This window comes from Mobiluncus sp., assembly GCF_985070215.1.
This window is the reverse complement of sequence record NZ_CFKZQR010000025.1, coordinates 14161-28182: the sequence shown is the minus strand read 5'-3', so window position 1 is coordinate 28182 and position 14022 is coordinate 14161. Positions and strand designations below refer to the sequence as shown.

Below are 14022 nucleotides of genomic sequence, written 5' to 3'. Positions count from 1 at the left end.
CGGGGGGCGCGCGGGCGGGGGGAGGAGGGGACGCCTCGGGGGTGGGGGCGGGGGCGGGAAAAAGGCGCCGTTGGGGGGCCGCCCCCCCGCCGTAGCTCCAAGCAGAAAGGGCATCGCGAAGCGAGTGAGCCATCGCGGTGGTGTGGTGGTATATCAAGGGACAACTTTGGGTAAACTGTAAAGGTGAATGCTAACCAACCCGCGATGATGCCTGTTCCTGATACGGATAAAGAGTACCCCGTTCCGAAGCCTCTGAAAGGCCACGGTCCGGCGCGGATTATCGCCATGTGTAACCAAAAGGGCGGTGTTGGCAAAACTACGACATCCATCAACTTGGCGGCAGCCTTGGCGGAATACGGCCGCAAAGTACTGCTGGTAGATTTCGATCCGCAGGGTGCGGCCTCGGTCGGTTTAGGCATTAACGGTCACGAGATGGACACAACTATCTATTCCCTGATGGTCGGCCCGCACCGCGACTTGACGACTGCCGATGTCATTCACCACACCAGCACGGAAAACCTCGACATCATTCCGGCCAACATTGACCTTTCCGCCGCGGAGTTGCAACTGGTAAACGAAGTGGCGCGGGAATCTATCCTGGCTCGGGTGCTGCGGGAAGTAGAGCCGGAATATGACGCGATTATTATTGACTGCCAGCCGTCACTAGGTTTGCTCACGGTCAATGCTTTGACGGCGGCTCACGGGGTGATTATTCCGGTATCTACTGAATTTTTCGCCCTGCGCGGGGTGGCGTTACTGATGGAAACTATTGAAACCGTGCGTGACCGGTTGAACCCGAAACTGCAGTTGGACGGCATTTTGGCGACGCTGGTGGACTCGCGAACCCTGCACTCCAAGGAAGTTCAGGAACGCCTGCTCGAAGCCTTCCAAGACAAAATGTTCTCCACCGTCATCAAACGCACCGTGAAGTTCCCCGACTCTACCGTGGCGACCCGGCCTATCACCGAATTTGCCCCCACCCATGAAGGTGCCCAAGCCTACCGCCGCTTGGCGCGCGAAGTGATAGCTAAGGGCTATGTCGCCTAACCCTGACCCGAACCTGCCCGACACGGCACCGGACAACCAAGAACCGGCAGACTTGGACACGGCGGACACCCCCGCTTTTGAAGTCCATTCACCCGAGTACACCGGGCCGTTTCACCTGCTGGCGGACTTGGTCGCGAAACGCAAACTGGACATCACCGCTTTTGCCCTCGCCGAAGTGACCGCGGATTTCCTCGCTTACCTGGACAAATGGCCCAATCTGGCCGAAGCGACGGAATTCTTGGTCATCGCGGCAACTCTGTTGGACATCAAAGCGGCTCGGCTCTTGCCGGGCATGGCTGACAGCGAGGAGGACTTGGAACTCCTAGAAGCCCAGGACCTGCTGATTTCCCGACTCATTCAATATCAAACCTATAAAGAAGCCTCGAACTATGTCGAGGAGCAGCTGGAGGTCTTTCAACTGGTGACAGGACGCGTGCCGGGAGACGAGCCGGCTCTGAAACACGTCCTAGCGGAACTGAAAACCCAGATTGACCCCGAGGAGTTGGCTCGCCGCGCCGCCAGCACCTTGTACGCGGTTCCTCCGCAAGTCCTGGTCGCCCACCTGCACGATCCGCTCGTTTCGGTTCATGAGCAGACCGCGGTGCTGACCGAGCGTCTGCAACGAGCCCGCACCCTCACGTTTAAAGAACTTGTGGCAGACGCCAAAACACTGCCGGTAATCATTTCGCGATTCCTGGCTCTGCTGGATATGTATCGCTCCGGAGTATTGAGTTTTACCCAGGAAAATCCTTTAGGTAAGTTAGTTATCACCTGGGTCGGCTCCAGCGAAACCGAGACCGAACCCCAGATTGAGGACGAATGGGAATGAGCGACGACCAAGAATTATGGGCTTCACTGGAAGCTATTTTGATGATTACCGAAGCGCCGGTAGGTGTGGATGTGTTGTCCGTAGCCCTGCAGACCCCGGAAACAGAGGTGTACGCCGCCCTGCAGGGGTTGGCTGCGGAATATCGCGGTGAAGGCGGGGAGGGAGCCCTGTTCGGTCGCCCGCGCGGATTTGAACTGCGGGAAGTCGGCGGCGGGTGGCGCATCTACGTGGCGCCGCGGTTTCAAACCTTGGTGCAGCGCTTCGTCACCTTGGGTTCAACCGGTCGGCTCTCACAAGCGGCGTTGGAAACTTTGGCGGTAGTGGCTTACAAACAGCCCTGTACCCGCGCCCAAGTTGCCGCCATTCGTGGGGTGAACGTGGATTCGGTAATGCGTAACTTGGCGGCGCGCGGGCTCATCGAAGAATGCGGCCAAACGAACCTTGGAGCTTTGCTGTACCGCACCACCGCGGCTTTCCTGGAACAGACCGGGCTGGACAGCCTGGATCAGCTACCGCCCTTAGCTCCATATATGCCGGCTAACCCCGATTTGTCTCAGGTCTTGGCGGCGGAAACGGCCGACATGCTGTGGGATGCTCAAACCCAACGCAGTGCGGACGACAGCGAAATCAATGACACAGAAAGCAGTACAGATGACTGAGTCGGAAACCAAAAACACCGTGACCAGTGACAACACGCCCTTGCCCGAGCCGGAAACTGAAACCCAGACCCGCCCCGAAGCCACCAGCGAACCCGAGCGTCTCCAAAAGGTATTATCCCGCGCCGGCGTCGCCTCGCGGCGGGCCAGCGAGGACCTGATTGCGCAAGGCCGCGTCCAGATAAACGGCGAAACTGTGCGCGAAATGGGGGTAAAAGTCCTGCCCACGGACCGGATTACGGTGGACGGGCAGAGGATTCACACCGATACGGTCCTGCAGGTCTGGGCTTTTCACAAGCCCGTTGGCACGGTTTCTTCGATGCAGCCCGAGGACGATCGTCCCTGTATCGGGGACTGGGTGACGAAACTGCCCGAGCGGGTTTATAACGTGGGTCGATTGGATGCAGCTACGGCGGGATTGCTGCTGTTGACCAACAATGGTGAGTTGGCGAATCGGATCATGCATCCGTCCTACGAAGTCCCGAAAACCTATGTTGCGGTGGTGCAAGGCCAGGTCAAGATGGGGTTGGGTAAGGTGCTGCGCCGCGGGGTCGAGCTGGAGGACGGCACGGTGAAAGTCGATAAATTCAAGCTCATCGAAGTGCGCAAGGGCTCCTCAATCGTGCAGCTGACCCTCCATTCGGGCAAGAACCGCGTGGTGCGCCGCCTGCTCTCTGAGGTGGGCCACCCGGTATCCGCCCTGACTCGCACCGGCATCGCCAACCTGACTTTGGACGGCCTGAAAGAAGGCCAGTTCCGGCTGCTGCATGGCAACGAGTTGGCCACTCTGCAAGAAATGGTGGGACTATGAGCGAAACTTTGCCGCATTCCACCCCGCAGCCCGGTGCCGCCGTGGTCGGTACGCGCGGGCCGGTGTTAATTATCGGCGCAGGTTTGATTGGGGGGTCTGTTGGTTTGGCGCTGCGTCGTGCGGGAGTGGACGTTTACCTGCGAGATGCGTCCCCAACGGCGATGGCTTTGGGCGAGAGCCTGGGAGCCGGCCGGGTCTGGCGCGAGGGTTTGCCCGCGCCTTCCCTAGTGTTGGTCGCGACCCCTCCCGATGTGACCGCCGGTGTCGTTTTGGCAGCTTTGCGGGAGTTTCCCGCGGCTTTCGTGTTTGACGTCAGTTCCGTGAAAGACGCGGTGGTGCACGAGGTCGTGGCGGGGGATAGTGCCGCGGCACCGCGCTATTGCTCGGTACACCCCATGGCTGGCAAGGAAGTGAACGGAGTGGGAGCCGCCACCGCGGACTTATTCGCGGGCCGGCCCTGGGTGGTGGTGGCGCACCAGACGACCCGCCCTGATGTGGTGTTGGCGGCGCGAACTTTGGGGACAGACCTAGGCGCGTTCCTGTTGACTTTGGACGCTGACGAGCACGACCGGGCGGTAGCATTGGTTTCGCACGTGCCTCAGTTGGTGTCATCCCTGATGGCCGGGCTGCTGGTGACGGCGCCTCCGGCCGCTTTGGAACTGGCAGGAGGAGGCTTGCGCGACGTAACCCGCATCGCGGCCTCGGACCCACGACTGTGGAACGCTATCTTGGCGGGCAATGAAACCGCGGTGCGCGAAATCCTGGTGGAACTGCAAGGTAACCTGCAGGTTCTCATCGCCGGACTGAGCCCGGAAGGTCCTCGCGAAGCCGGAAACCCGGACGGTAGTCCGACCGAAACAATCCCGCCCACCCGGCCTTGTGACCCCTCTCAGACCACCGCGCGCACCGCCTGGAACTCTCCCGCGGTGGGCGCCATCAATACGGTGTTGGTGCGCGGTAACGAGGGCGTGGGCCGGATTCCCGGCAAGCACGGTGATGCGGCCTCGAAGTACGGGGTGGTGGCAGTGCTGGTCCCGGACGAACCGGGTTTCTTGGGGCGTTTGTTCAACGAGGTGGGGTCAGCCGGCATCAACGTGGAGGATTTCCGCCTGGAACACTCTTTGGGGCAAGCGCGCGGGCTGGCCTACCTGTACGTCACGCCGGCTTCGGTAGAGCCGCTGATGGAACATCTGGCGAAGCAGGGCTGGTCCCTGGCAGAGGTCTGAACCGGGGGCACGGTACCGCAGTTTTCGGCATAACGGGTCATAACAAGCCCTTTTTGCCGGTAAGATAGGTTTGCTTAGGGCGTTACCGGTTTCACTGTGGAATACTGGAGCGTTGCTTAATATTTGGAAAGTGTAGGGGAGCATGGAATACGCGAACTATGAGGCATTGCGCGAAAAAATTTTGGGACGCGGGGTAGTGGTCGCCATCGATGGACCCAGCGGTTCGGGCAAATCCACCATTTCGCGTAGCGTGGCGGCAGCCCTGGACTTGGGATACCTCGATACGGGAGCGATGTATCGCGCCGCCGCCTGGGGCGTGGAACACCGCGGCGTGGACCTCAACGATTTCGCAGCCATCGCGGCAGCGGTGCAGACCATGAAGTTCACCGTCAACGCGGTTCCCCACGCACCCAGGATTTTTGTGGACGGCGTGGATGTCATGCACGTGATTCGCACGGACCACATCAACACCATCGTGTCCGCCGTATCGAGTGTTCCGGAAGTGCGTACCACGCTGATTGCGCTGCAGCGCGACATTATCGCCCAGGCTCGCGAATCCACTCGCGGTATCGTGGTGGAAGGCCGGGACATCACCACCGTGGTGGCACCCGAGGCACAAGTGCGGATTCTTTTGACGGCCGATGAGGCGACGCGGGTCAGTCGGCGGGCTTTGGAAGATCAAGGTGATGCCCGCAGTGAAACTTTGGACCGGGAACGCTCCCTGGTTTTGGACCGTGATGCCCGCGATGCCAAAGTCACTTCTTTCCACAAGGCCGCCGATGGAGTGACCACGGTGGATTCCACCGATTTGAGCGTGTCGCAAACTTTAGATACGGTTATGCGTCTGATTGATCAGGCGACGAATTGAGACTTGGCCCGGATTTCGGCCAGGCAGTAACGCACGGGGGGGGAAAATGACTGAGGAAACCACCGGAGACGCCGGGGGCTCGACAGCGGCAAACCAGACCAATCTGGTTGCGCCCAGCGGTGAACTTCCGGAAATGGAATACGAAAACTTTGTCGATGATGGCACGGTAGACCCGGCAGACGCGGCGCGGGAAGCGATGTTGCGCGAGGGTCTGGAAGATTACGACCTCGAGCCGGAGGACTTGGATTTGCTCTCCGGGGACCTGACGCTGGACGCTGCCGGATTGCCCGCCACCCCAAACTGGCCGACCCTCGCCGTGGTGGGCCGTCCCAATGTCGGCAAATCCACCCTGGTGAACCGCATTTTGGGGCGCCGTGAAGCTGTCGTGCTGGACGAACCGGGAGTGACGCGGGACCGGGTCACTTACGATGCAAACTGGAACGGGCGCAACTTCCACCTGGTTGATACCGGCGGCTGGGACGTGGGGGTTTCCGGGCTGGACCGGGCGGTTGCGGATCAGGCCGAAATCGCGATTGACCTGGCTGATGCCGCTCTGTTCGTGGTGGACGCGAACGTGGGGGCGACCGCCACCGATGAACGTTTAATGAAGCTGTTGCGCCGTTCCGGTAAGCCGGTGCTGCTGGTGGCCAACAAAGTCGACTCGGAGCGGCAAGAGGCCGATGCCGCCGCCTTGTGGAACCTCGGCATGGGGCAGCCCTACCCGATTTCTGCCCTGCACGGGCGCGGGACGGGGGATTTGCTGGACGCCATTTTGCAGGTGCTGCCTGAGACTGGGGTCACACCGGTGACTCGTGCTGAGGACTCTACGCCGCGGGTCGCCCTCGTGGGTCGACCCAACGTAGGCAAGTCCTCACTGCTCAACGCCCTTTCCGGGGCGGGACGAGCCGTGGTTTCAGAAGTTCCCGGCACCACCCGTGATCCGGTGGATGAGGTTTTGGAGCTGGACGGGCAGCAGTGGGTTTTTGTAGACACCGCGGGGGTGCGTCGGCGGGTCAAGCGCAGCGTGGGAGCGGATTACTACTCGGTGCTGCGCACCCAAGCTGCCATCGAAAACGCTGATGTGGCGCTGGTCTTGTTGGACGGGGGAGAACCTCTCACGGAACAAGACGTGCGGGTCGTGAACCAAGTCGTCGATGCGGGCCGAGCCTTAGTGCTGGTGAACAACAAGTGGGATCTGGTGGACGAATACCGCCAGGGCGAGTTGAAATACGAACAAGAGTCGGATCTGGCGCACGTGTCTTGGGCACCAAAGATTAACATCTCGGCGAAGACCGGCTGGCACACGAACCGGATTACTCGGGCGTTGCAAGCCGCATTAGAGGGGTGGACGATTCGTATCCCCACTTCGCGTTTGAATGCGTTTTTGGGTGAACTGGTCGCGGCGCATCCCCATCCGCTGCGAGGCGGCAAACAGCCGCGTATCCTCTACGCCACCCAGGCGGGGGTGTGTCCGCCCCGTTTTGTCCTGTTTACGACCGGATTCTTAGATCCGCAATACCGGCGTTTCATCGAACACCGCCTGCGGGGCACCTTCGGTTTTGTGGGCACCCCGGTGCGCATCGGAGTGCGGGTGCGCGAAAAGCGGAAAGGTCGCTAAGGATTTTCCGCGATTTTCTAATGAATTATTGCTTTTTCAAGCGTCCGGGACGGCAGCGTTTTTCCCTTCGGTTGCCAATAGGGTAAAGTGTCTATGTTGCTTTTCGGGCAATCGGGCTGTGGCGCAGTTTGGTAGCGCACTTGACTGGGGGTCAAGGGGTCGCAGGTTCAAATCCTGTCAGCCCGACAGTTTGTTTAACGAGTGCTTTCCCACTATCGGCGGTGGCGGCCGGGAAGTTTCTGGCTTCCAGTTTGCTGAGAATAAATGTTTTCCTCAAAGTTCGCTATCAACAATTAATTCAAACCAACGGTAGGTCTGAAAACGTGTTCATAAACGTTTGCAAATACCGCCGCACGATTAGCTGTTACGGCGAGATAACCACCATGAGTTAATCCCAAATCTGTGGACAAGCTGGGAAATCACTTAAATTCGCCGAGCGTTCCTGAATGTCTGAGTATTTTCGGAGTATCTGTGAAAAATGAGTTGGTGGTCGGACAGGACATTTTCGACTTTCTCAGTGTTTTGAATAGACAATAGACACGTCAGGCTGAGAAATACGGTTCTAAGTGCAGTTATGTTAAAAAAATGCGTTTCCGATACGTGTAAATGTCAATACAAAAATCATTTTAATGTCAGGTCAAATGACACTCCCGCCCACACCCCCGATATGTGATATTGCTCACACTAATTTCCTATCTTTTACCGTGTGTAAGGGTTTTGAATGTTGATAATTCAGCGATTTTTCCTGTCACCCAGCTGAAAACTTACTGAAATGAATAATTTCACCAATTTTTGGGGTGTTTGGCACAGCAACCAATCCGCGTCATTAAGCCAAAAAAGACTATACTTATGAGTACAGGTTGGCTGTCGGATAGGTAACTGTCCGGCGCTAACTGAGGAGCGATATACAGGGTATCGCTGGAGCATGGAGGTCTCCTATCATGAAAAACTCGCATAAGCTTTACGCCGCAGGAGGCGGCTTACTTATAGCTGCAATGATGGGCTTTGCCCCGTCCTTCGCGGATGACGGCACTCAAGCCGCAATCGAAGCTGACCCCGCTATCGAAGTTGCGGGCGCTACAGCTACTGAAAATGACATTACTGTCGCAGGTACTGAGGAAACTGCCGAAGCGCAGGAAACTCAGGCTGAACCTGCTACCTCAGAGGAAGCCACGGAAGAAGCTACTCCGGGCCTCGGAGCGGAACCAGCACCGGGTACAGAGCCAGCCTCGGAGGAAACTACGCCAGCTGCTGAGACCCCTGATACTGAGGTTTCCGAACCTGCTGAGGAACAGACCACTCCGGCCGAAGAAGGCACTGCTACCGAGACTGAGCCCGCTGAAGAGGCCGCTCCTGCAGAAACGCAGGTAGAAGCGGAGGAAGCTGCTCCCGCCGAGCCGGCTGAGGCTCCTGAGCCCGCCCCGGCGCGAATTGTTCCCGTTACTTACGTGGTGCCTCATTACAGCGCGATGGCTCCGGTTTCCACTCCGGTGGCCACACCTGACCCCCAGGCTCCTGCTCCGTTGCTGACCATGGCCAAGACCGAAAACACCCCGCAAGCTGACCCGAATGGTCAGTCCCAGGTCGTGTGGTTCGAACTTCCGGAACCTGCCGGTCCGGCACTGGTCCCCGGTCAGGCCACTCCGTTGCTGAACGCCGCAGTTTCCGAAGCTCCGGCAGTCAACGCGAACGTGGTTCCTGCCACCGATGTTCAGACTTCCGCTGTGCAGGCAGCTCCTGCTCAGCAGGCGCAAGCCAATCGGGCTCAGACCGTTGCCGAAGCTGGCAGCTTGAGCCGCTCCTTGGCTCGCACCGGTTCCGTTGCCCAGTACGCGGCTTTGCTCTCTGTCGCGGCCCTGATTGCTGGCGTTGGATTGCTGGCTGGCGCAGTCGTCACTTCACGGCGTCGCGCCACCACGGTTGAACAGTGATTCGTTCAATCTAAATAACAAAAACCTCCACTTGTTGGACCCGCCATTCGCGGGTCCAACTTGATTTAACTCCCTTGTTCCGCGCGGAGTCTATTTGGCGTAGATGGCTTCGATTTCCTTGGCGTATTTTTGGATTACCAGTTCCCGGCGAACTTTTAAGGACGGCGTCAACAGGCCGTTGTCTACGGTGAAGTCGCCGATAATAACCCGCACTTTGCGGATAGATTCGGCTCGGGAGACACTGGCAGAGGCCCGCTGGGCGCCTTTCATCAGAGATTCTTGAACGGCAGGGTGCACAGCGGCAGTCGCCGGATCCATGGGGGGAAGTTTGTGATTGGCTAGCCACGTGGGCAGCATTTCCCGGTCCAAAGTTACCAAAGCCGACACGAACGGCTTCTTGTCCCCGATGACGACCACGTTGGAAACCAGGGGGTGACCGCGGAACGAGTCCTCCAACGGAGCCGGAGAGACGTTCTTTCCCGAGGCGGTGACGATGAGTTCCTTCTTGCGTCCGGTAATGCTGAGGAATCCATCGTCGGCGATTTCGCCCAAGTCTCCACTGGCGAACCATCCGTTCGGGTCCAAAGCCTCGCGGGTCGCCTCAGGGTTGTTGCGATAGCCGCGCATTACCAGGTCGGAACGGACAAATATTTCCCCGCTGCTATCAATTTTTAGTTCCACGCCGGGCAGCGGACGTCCCACGCTACCCATTCGGATATTGCCGGGAAGGTTACCGGTAACCGGACCGGCGGTTTCCGTCAGGCCCCAGCCTTCGATTACTGTCAGGCCCACGCCACGGAAAAAATGTCCCAGGCGTGCGCCCAGGGGGGCACCGCCGCTGATGACCCACCGGCAGTCCCCTCCCATCAGCTCCAGGAGTTTAGAAAACAGCAGCTTGTCAGCAATCGCGTGGGAACGATGCAAGCGGAATCCGACAAATTTGCGGTTCGGATCCTCCAAGGCTTCCGAGTAGTGAATGGCTTGCGCCACTGCCCAGCTGAAAATCGTGTGTTTCAGGCCGCGACCGGACTTGACCTGAGCGGCGGTATAAATTTTTTCCAGAACCCGTGGAACCACAATCATGCTGGTGGGACGGAACGATTGCAGGTCATTCAGCAGGTTTTTCACATTTGGGACGCAGCCCAGCACGCCGCGCCCGGAGAGTACCGTGTAGGAACTGAAACGGGCAAACACGTGAGCCAGCGGTAAAAACAGCAGCAGACGGGTCTTTTTGTTGTCGATGACTTCGGGCAAACTGTCCCCAATCATCAGAGCCATATAGACGAAGTTGCGCTGAGTCAGCTCCACGCCTTTCGGTTTTCCCGTCGTCCCGGAGGTATAGACGATGGAGAGCAGCGAATCGAGGTTGACCGCGGATAGACGATCCCGAACCTCCTGTTTGCGAATATTGGTTCCCTTGAGACGAATCTGGTCCAGCGCCCCGTCTTGGATGGCGGCCACTCCGCAATCCACAACCCGTCCAGTGGACTCAACCAAACGGGTCTGGGTTGCGGTTTCGGTAATGACAAAACGCGCCCTGGTATCCTCCAAAATCCAGTCCACCTGGGCAGCCGAATCGGTTTCATAGATGGGAACCACGGTTAGGCCAGCCGACTGGGCAGCATAATCCAACAATACCCATTCGTAGGAGGTCCCGGCCATGATGCCGATGCAGTCCCCGGCCGCTAAGCCCATGCCGATAAACCCGCGTGCCACATCGATAATCTGGTTAGCAAAGGTGGAGGCGGTAATCTCTTCCCAACCGTCACCGAAAGGCTGGGGTCGCATCATCACGACAGCCTGGGGAGTGCGACGTGCCCGGGTGAAAAACAGCGCGGGTATGGAATCGTTGGGTTCCAAGCTGATTTGGGCGGGGGTGGCGTAATAATTCGTGGTCAACAGAGCCTCCTGAATCAATAGGTTTAACATACCGCAAAATGGGTCGAAAGATTGGACATAGCATTTGGCTCAAACCCGCCGAAATGATGGACTTTGTGACCGCGGAGTCTCATAATGAAACCAGGAGTGCCGATGTGAGAGTTATCCATTCGGTGGGTGAAATTTGCCAGATAGATTTTATTGAGAGGGGGAGCGTGCATGAGTATACCTGCGGTCGGCCCCTCCTTTCCGCTGGGAAATCCGGGGGTTGCCAATGCTGCCAATGTGGCTAATGCCGCCCAAAACGCCGCTACCGCCGCTCAAAACGCGCAAGCTGCGGTCAACAACGCGGCAGCCAATATGGGAGCGGCGACCCAGCAAAATCTGAGTGCAACCGGTCTGCCGATGCCACAAAACTCAGCCGCCATCGCCAATGTGGTGGCGGGGCTGGCTTCGGCTCAAAACACATCCGAGGCAGCCACCGGAAAACCAAATCCGGCATCTGCCCAATCCAACGCTTCTCCGGCAACCCAGCTACTGCCCAACACCGGAACTTCCAGCACCAACCTGGACTCCTCGCTGCAAAACTCCCGCAGCGCCTGGCAAAACGCCGCCGGGCAAGCCGCCGCCCAAAGGGGTGGAGCGAATCCGGATTCTTTGGCACGAATGCTGCAAACCTTTTCCCAATCCACCGTGTCTCCCGGGACGGTACAAACGTCTTTGGGTCGTGCCCAGATAATTCCTCCCGGGCAGGGAGCGAACCTTTATGCCGCGGCTCAAAACAGCGGGTCCGCAGCCACCGCGAACCCCGCACCCGCGGCGGGAGCCGCAAATCCGGGCACAGCCGCGGCCGCAACTACGGCCCAATCTGCCCTGCCCACCCCGGCAAATGCCGCGGCCAGCCCAAATCCCGCCACCTCCGCTACAGCCCAGTCGGCAGCTCCACAGCAGGCTGCCGCCCAAACAGCCACGCAGACAGCTGCCGGCGCGGCGACTCTGCGGGCGGAAGGAGCCCAGACTCAGGCCGCTCCTGCCCCGGCAACCCCGGCCGGCACTCCCGCGAGCGCTCCCGGTGGGCCGGCGGTTCCGGCCGCATTGCCCGAAGCGGCGGTGCGTCAGGCCAACGCGGCCCAAGCCAACGCTCAGCAAGCCGTCACTCAGGCACTCACTTCAACCGCTAGTGAAGGAAAAACCGCGGCAGCGCATTCCCAAAACCAGGCACGCAACGCCGCCGTAGCCCCCGACGCCAACCCGGCCCCCGCTTTGCCAGCCCCGATGACACCCCAAGATCCAGCGCCGAAAGCCGGTCAGTTAGGCACCAGCGTGAGTGGCGTGTCGGAGGACCCGATGTATATGAGCCAAGTCGCGGCAGCCAGCGGATTTGGGGCCCGGCTACAGCAGAGCCTGAACCTCAATCTGGGCATCGCCAACCTCACAGCCGGGAACCTCATCAGTTTCTGCGGCGCGCTGGTGATAACCCTGGTCGTTATGCGAATTTTCGTTGACGGGGTGGTTCCAGAGGAAATTGTCGCGCTGAGCTTCGCGGCCATCATCGGAATCATGCTGATGATAGGGCCGTGGCTGATGCGGGACAAACCCGGGAGTAAAAAGACGCCGCCGCCACCCGGAAAAAGGTGACGGCAACGCGAAGATGCGGCAGATTCCTTGTGAACTTGCGGATAACGGCAGCTATTAGCAGTTGTAGTACAGTTCAAACTCCAGCGGATGAGGATGCACGAACAACTTTTGCACTTCATTCTCGCGCTTCAGCCTAATCCACGTCTCTAACAGGTCAGTCGTGAACACATCGCCCTCGGTGAGGAACTCGTAGTCTTCCTCCAGGGCGCGCAACGCCAAATCCAACGACGGCGGCAGCTTGTCGATGTCGCGGTACTCCTCAGGAGGAAGTTCGTAAAGGTCTTTGTCGATAGGCTCGGCCGGCTCGATACGATTGCGAATCCCGTCCAGACCCGCCATCAGAATGGCGGGGAAAGCAAGGTAGGGGTTAGCCGAAGGATCGGGCACGCGGTACTCGACACGCTTTGCTTTCGGGGAAGTCCCGGTGACCGGAATGCGAATGCAAGCAGACCGGTTACGCGCCGAATACACCAGGTTCACCGGGGCTTCAAAGCCCGGAACCAAGCGGCGGAAAGAGTTGATGGACGGGTTCGTAAACGGCAGAATCGCGGCCGCGTGGCGCAGCAGCCCGCCGATAAACCAACGTGCCAGGTCAGACAGGCCGCCATAGCCGTTTTCACCGTAGAACAGGGGATTGCCGTCTTTCCACAGAGACACGTGGCAGTGCATTCCCGAACCGGCCTGCCCCCACAGCGGCTTGGGCATGAAAGTTACGGTCTTGCCCAGTTCGATAGCCTTGTTTTTCACAATGTATTTGAACACTGTGAGATTGTCCGCAGCGTGCAGCAGCGTGGAATAGGTGTAGTTGATTTCCTGTTGACCCGAAGCCCCGACTTCATGATGAGCTCGTTCGATTTCAAAACCAGTCTCTTGCAAGGCGCGCACAATGGCGTCCCGGTCGTCGGCCGTGGCATCCATCGGGGGGACGGGGACGTAGCCGGCTTGGAATGGCATCTTGTTGCCCAAGTTGTGCCCGTCCTCCCAATCGCCCGAGGTTACGGGGGATTCTCGCGAACCGATTTTTACGAAAGAATCGTGCGGATCGGTGCGGAACTGGATGGAATCGAACAGGTAAAACTCCGGTTCGGGAGCCAGATACGCCGTATCAGCGATGCCGGTGGACTTCAGGTAGGCTTCCGCCTTCTGAGTCACGCCGCGCGGATCGCGGGAAAACGGTTCGTTCGTAAAGGGATCCACGATGGAGGAATACAGCACCAGGGTCGGTTCCCGGCGGAACGGATCGACGAAAGCCGCGGTGGGGTCGGGGATCAGCTTCATATCGGATTCATGAATCGCGGTGAAACCGTTGATGGACGACCCGTCAAACATCATCCCGTCAGTGAGTGTTTCCTCCAACATATTTGTGGGGATGGTGAGGTGCTGCATAGTTCCGTAAAGGTCGGAAAAGCGCACGTCGATAAAACGAATGTTTTTTTCTTTCACAAAATTAATTACTGACTGCGAATCATTAAACATGCCGGAACCTCCTGCAAGGCAAAAATTTATACATATTTACCGTT

General features: G+C 58.7%; 11 protein-coding genes and 1 tRNA gene. 10 read left to right on the top strand and 2 right to left on the bottom strand.

The genetic code is table 11. The annotated features are described in order from the left end of the window. The first annotated feature begins 204 nt into the window (after nt 1-204). The 9 genes from AC5LBQ_RS06085 to AC5LBQ_RS06045 all read left to right on the top strand — a co-directional run bounded on the left by AC5LBQ_RS06085 (nt 205) and on the right by AC5LBQ_RS06045 (nt 8986). The gene (locus AC5LBQ_RS06085) at nt 205-1047 is read left to right on the top strand and encodes a ParA family protein (protein ID WP_282922652.1); all 843 of its coding nucleotides are present in this window, start codon (nt 205-207) and stop codon (nt 1045-1047) included. Next, nucleotides 1037-1876, top strand: coding sequence for a segregation and condensation protein A (locus AC5LBQ_RS06080; protein ID WP_493264928.1), 840 nt, complete (start codon nt 1037-1039; stop codon nt 1874-1876). The genes AC5LBQ_RS06085 and AC5LBQ_RS06080 overlap by 11 nt, the downstream gene beginning before the upstream one ends. Then, entirely contained in the window at nt 1867-2535 is a 669-nt protein-coding gene (scpB, locus tag AC5LBQ_RS06075) for an SMC-Scp complex subunit ScpB (protein WP_307741532.1), read from the top strand. Before AC5LBQ_RS06080 ends, scpB begins: the two co-directional genes overlap by 10 nt. Further along, complete coding sequence (locus tag AC5LBQ_RS06070) at nt 2507-3343, top strand: pseudouridine synthase (RefSeq protein WP_493264927.1); 837 nt, start codon at nt 2507-2509, stop codon at nt 3341-3343. Before scpB ends, AC5LBQ_RS06070 begins: the two co-directional genes overlap by 29 nt. Next, entirely contained in the window at nt 3340-4569 is a 1230-nt protein-coding gene (locus tag AC5LBQ_RS06065) for a prephenate dehydrogenase (protein WP_493264926.1), read from the top strand. The genes AC5LBQ_RS06070 and AC5LBQ_RS06065 overlap by 4 nt, the downstream gene beginning before the upstream one ends. A 142-nt stretch (nt 4570-4711) precedes the next feature. Beyond that, nucleotides 4712-5437, top strand: coding sequence for a (d)CMP kinase (gene cmk / locus AC5LBQ_RS06060; RefSeq protein WP_493264925.1), 726 nt, complete (start codon nt 4712-4714; stop codon nt 5435-5437). 46 nt (nt 5438-5483) lie between these two features. After that, a complete protein-coding gene (gene der, locus AC5LBQ_RS06055) occupies nt 5484-7055 on the top strand; it encodes a ribosome biogenesis GTPase Der (RefSeq protein ID WP_493264924.1) in 1572 nt (523 codons plus the stop codon). Nucleotides 7056-7167: 112 nt separating this feature from the next. Further along, a tRNA-Pro gene (locus AC5LBQ_RS06050) sits at nt 7168-7241 on the top strand. Nucleotides 7242-7996: 755 nt separating this feature from the next. After that, nucleotides 7997-8986 carry a hypothetical protein gene (locus tag AC5LBQ_RS06045; protein WP_297346869.1) on the top strand — a complete coding sequence of 330 codons (990 nt, stop codon included), beginning with the start codon at nt 7997-7999 and terminating at the stop codon, nt 8984-8986. Nucleotides 8987-9076: 90 nt separating this feature from the next. Here the strand turns inward: AC5LBQ_RS06045 and AC5LBQ_RS06040 are convergent, their stop codons facing one another. After that, complete coding sequence (locus tag AC5LBQ_RS06040; protein WP_493264923.1) at nt 9077-10915, bottom strand: AMP-dependent synthetase/ligase; 1839 nt, start codon at nt 10913-10915, stop codon at nt 9077-9079. A 168-nt stretch (nt 10916-11083) separates the two neighbouring features. Between AC5LBQ_RS06040 and AC5LBQ_RS06035 the strand changes: the two genes are divergently transcribed. Beyond that, a complete protein-coding gene (locus AC5LBQ_RS06035) occupies nt 11084-12502 on the top strand; it encodes a hypothetical protein (protein ID WP_493264922.1) in 1419 nt (472 codons plus the stop codon). Between the two features lie 54 nt (nt 12503-12556). Here AC5LBQ_RS06035 and glnA read toward each other — a convergent pair whose 3' ends face one another. After that, on the bottom strand, nt 12557-13978 hold the full coding sequence (gene glnA / locus AC5LBQ_RS06030) for a type I glutamate--ammonia ligase (RefSeq protein ID WP_493264921.1): 1422 nt from the start codon (nt 13976-13978) through the stop codon (nt 12557-12559). Between the last annotated feature and the right edge of the window lie 44 nt (nt 13979-14022).

Bases quoted from the DNA above. Each gene is read 5' to 3' on its own strand.
- AC5LBQ_RS06080 (WP_493264928.1), top strand. From the start codon at position 1,037: ATGTCGCCTAACCCTGACCCGAACCTGCCCGACACGGCACCGGACAAC.
- glnA (WP_493264921.1), bottom strand. From the start codon at position 13,978: ATGTTTAATGATTCGCAGTCAGTAATTAATTTTGTGAAAGAAAAAAAC.
- scpB (WP_307741532.1), top strand. From the start codon at position 1,867: ATGGGAATGAGCGACGACCAAGAATTATGGGCTTCACTGGAAGCTATT.
- AC5LBQ_RS06045 (WP_297346869.1), top strand. From the start codon at position 7,997: ATGAAAAACTCGCATAAGCTTTACGCCGCAGGAGGCGGCTTACTTATA.
- cmk (WP_493264925.1), top strand. From the start codon at position 4,712: ATGGAATACGCGAACTATGAGGCATTGCGCGAAAAAATTTTGGGACGC.
- der (WP_493264924.1), top strand. From the start codon at position 5,484: ATGACTGAGGAAACCACCGGAGACGCCGGGGGCTCGACAGCGGCAAAC.
- AC5LBQ_RS06035 (WP_493264922.1), top strand. From the start codon at position 11,084: ATGAGTATACCTGCGGTCGGCCCCTCCTTTCCGCTGGGAAATCCGGGG.
- AC5LBQ_RS06040 (WP_493264923.1), bottom strand. From the start codon at position 10,915: ATGTTAAACCTATTGATTCAGGAGGCTCTGTTGACCACGAATTATTAC.
- AC5LBQ_RS06065 (WP_493264926.1), top strand. From the start codon at position 3,340: ATGAGCGAAACTTTGCCGCATTCCACCCCGCAGCCCGGTGCCGCCGTG.
- AC5LBQ_RS06070 (WP_493264927.1), top strand. From the start codon at position 2,507: ATGACACAGAAAGCAGTACAGATGACTGAGTCGGAAACCAAAAACACC.
- AC5LBQ_RS06085 (WP_282922652.1), top strand. From the start codon at position 205: ATGATGCCTGTTCCTGATACGGATAAAGAGTACCCCGTTCCGAAGCCT.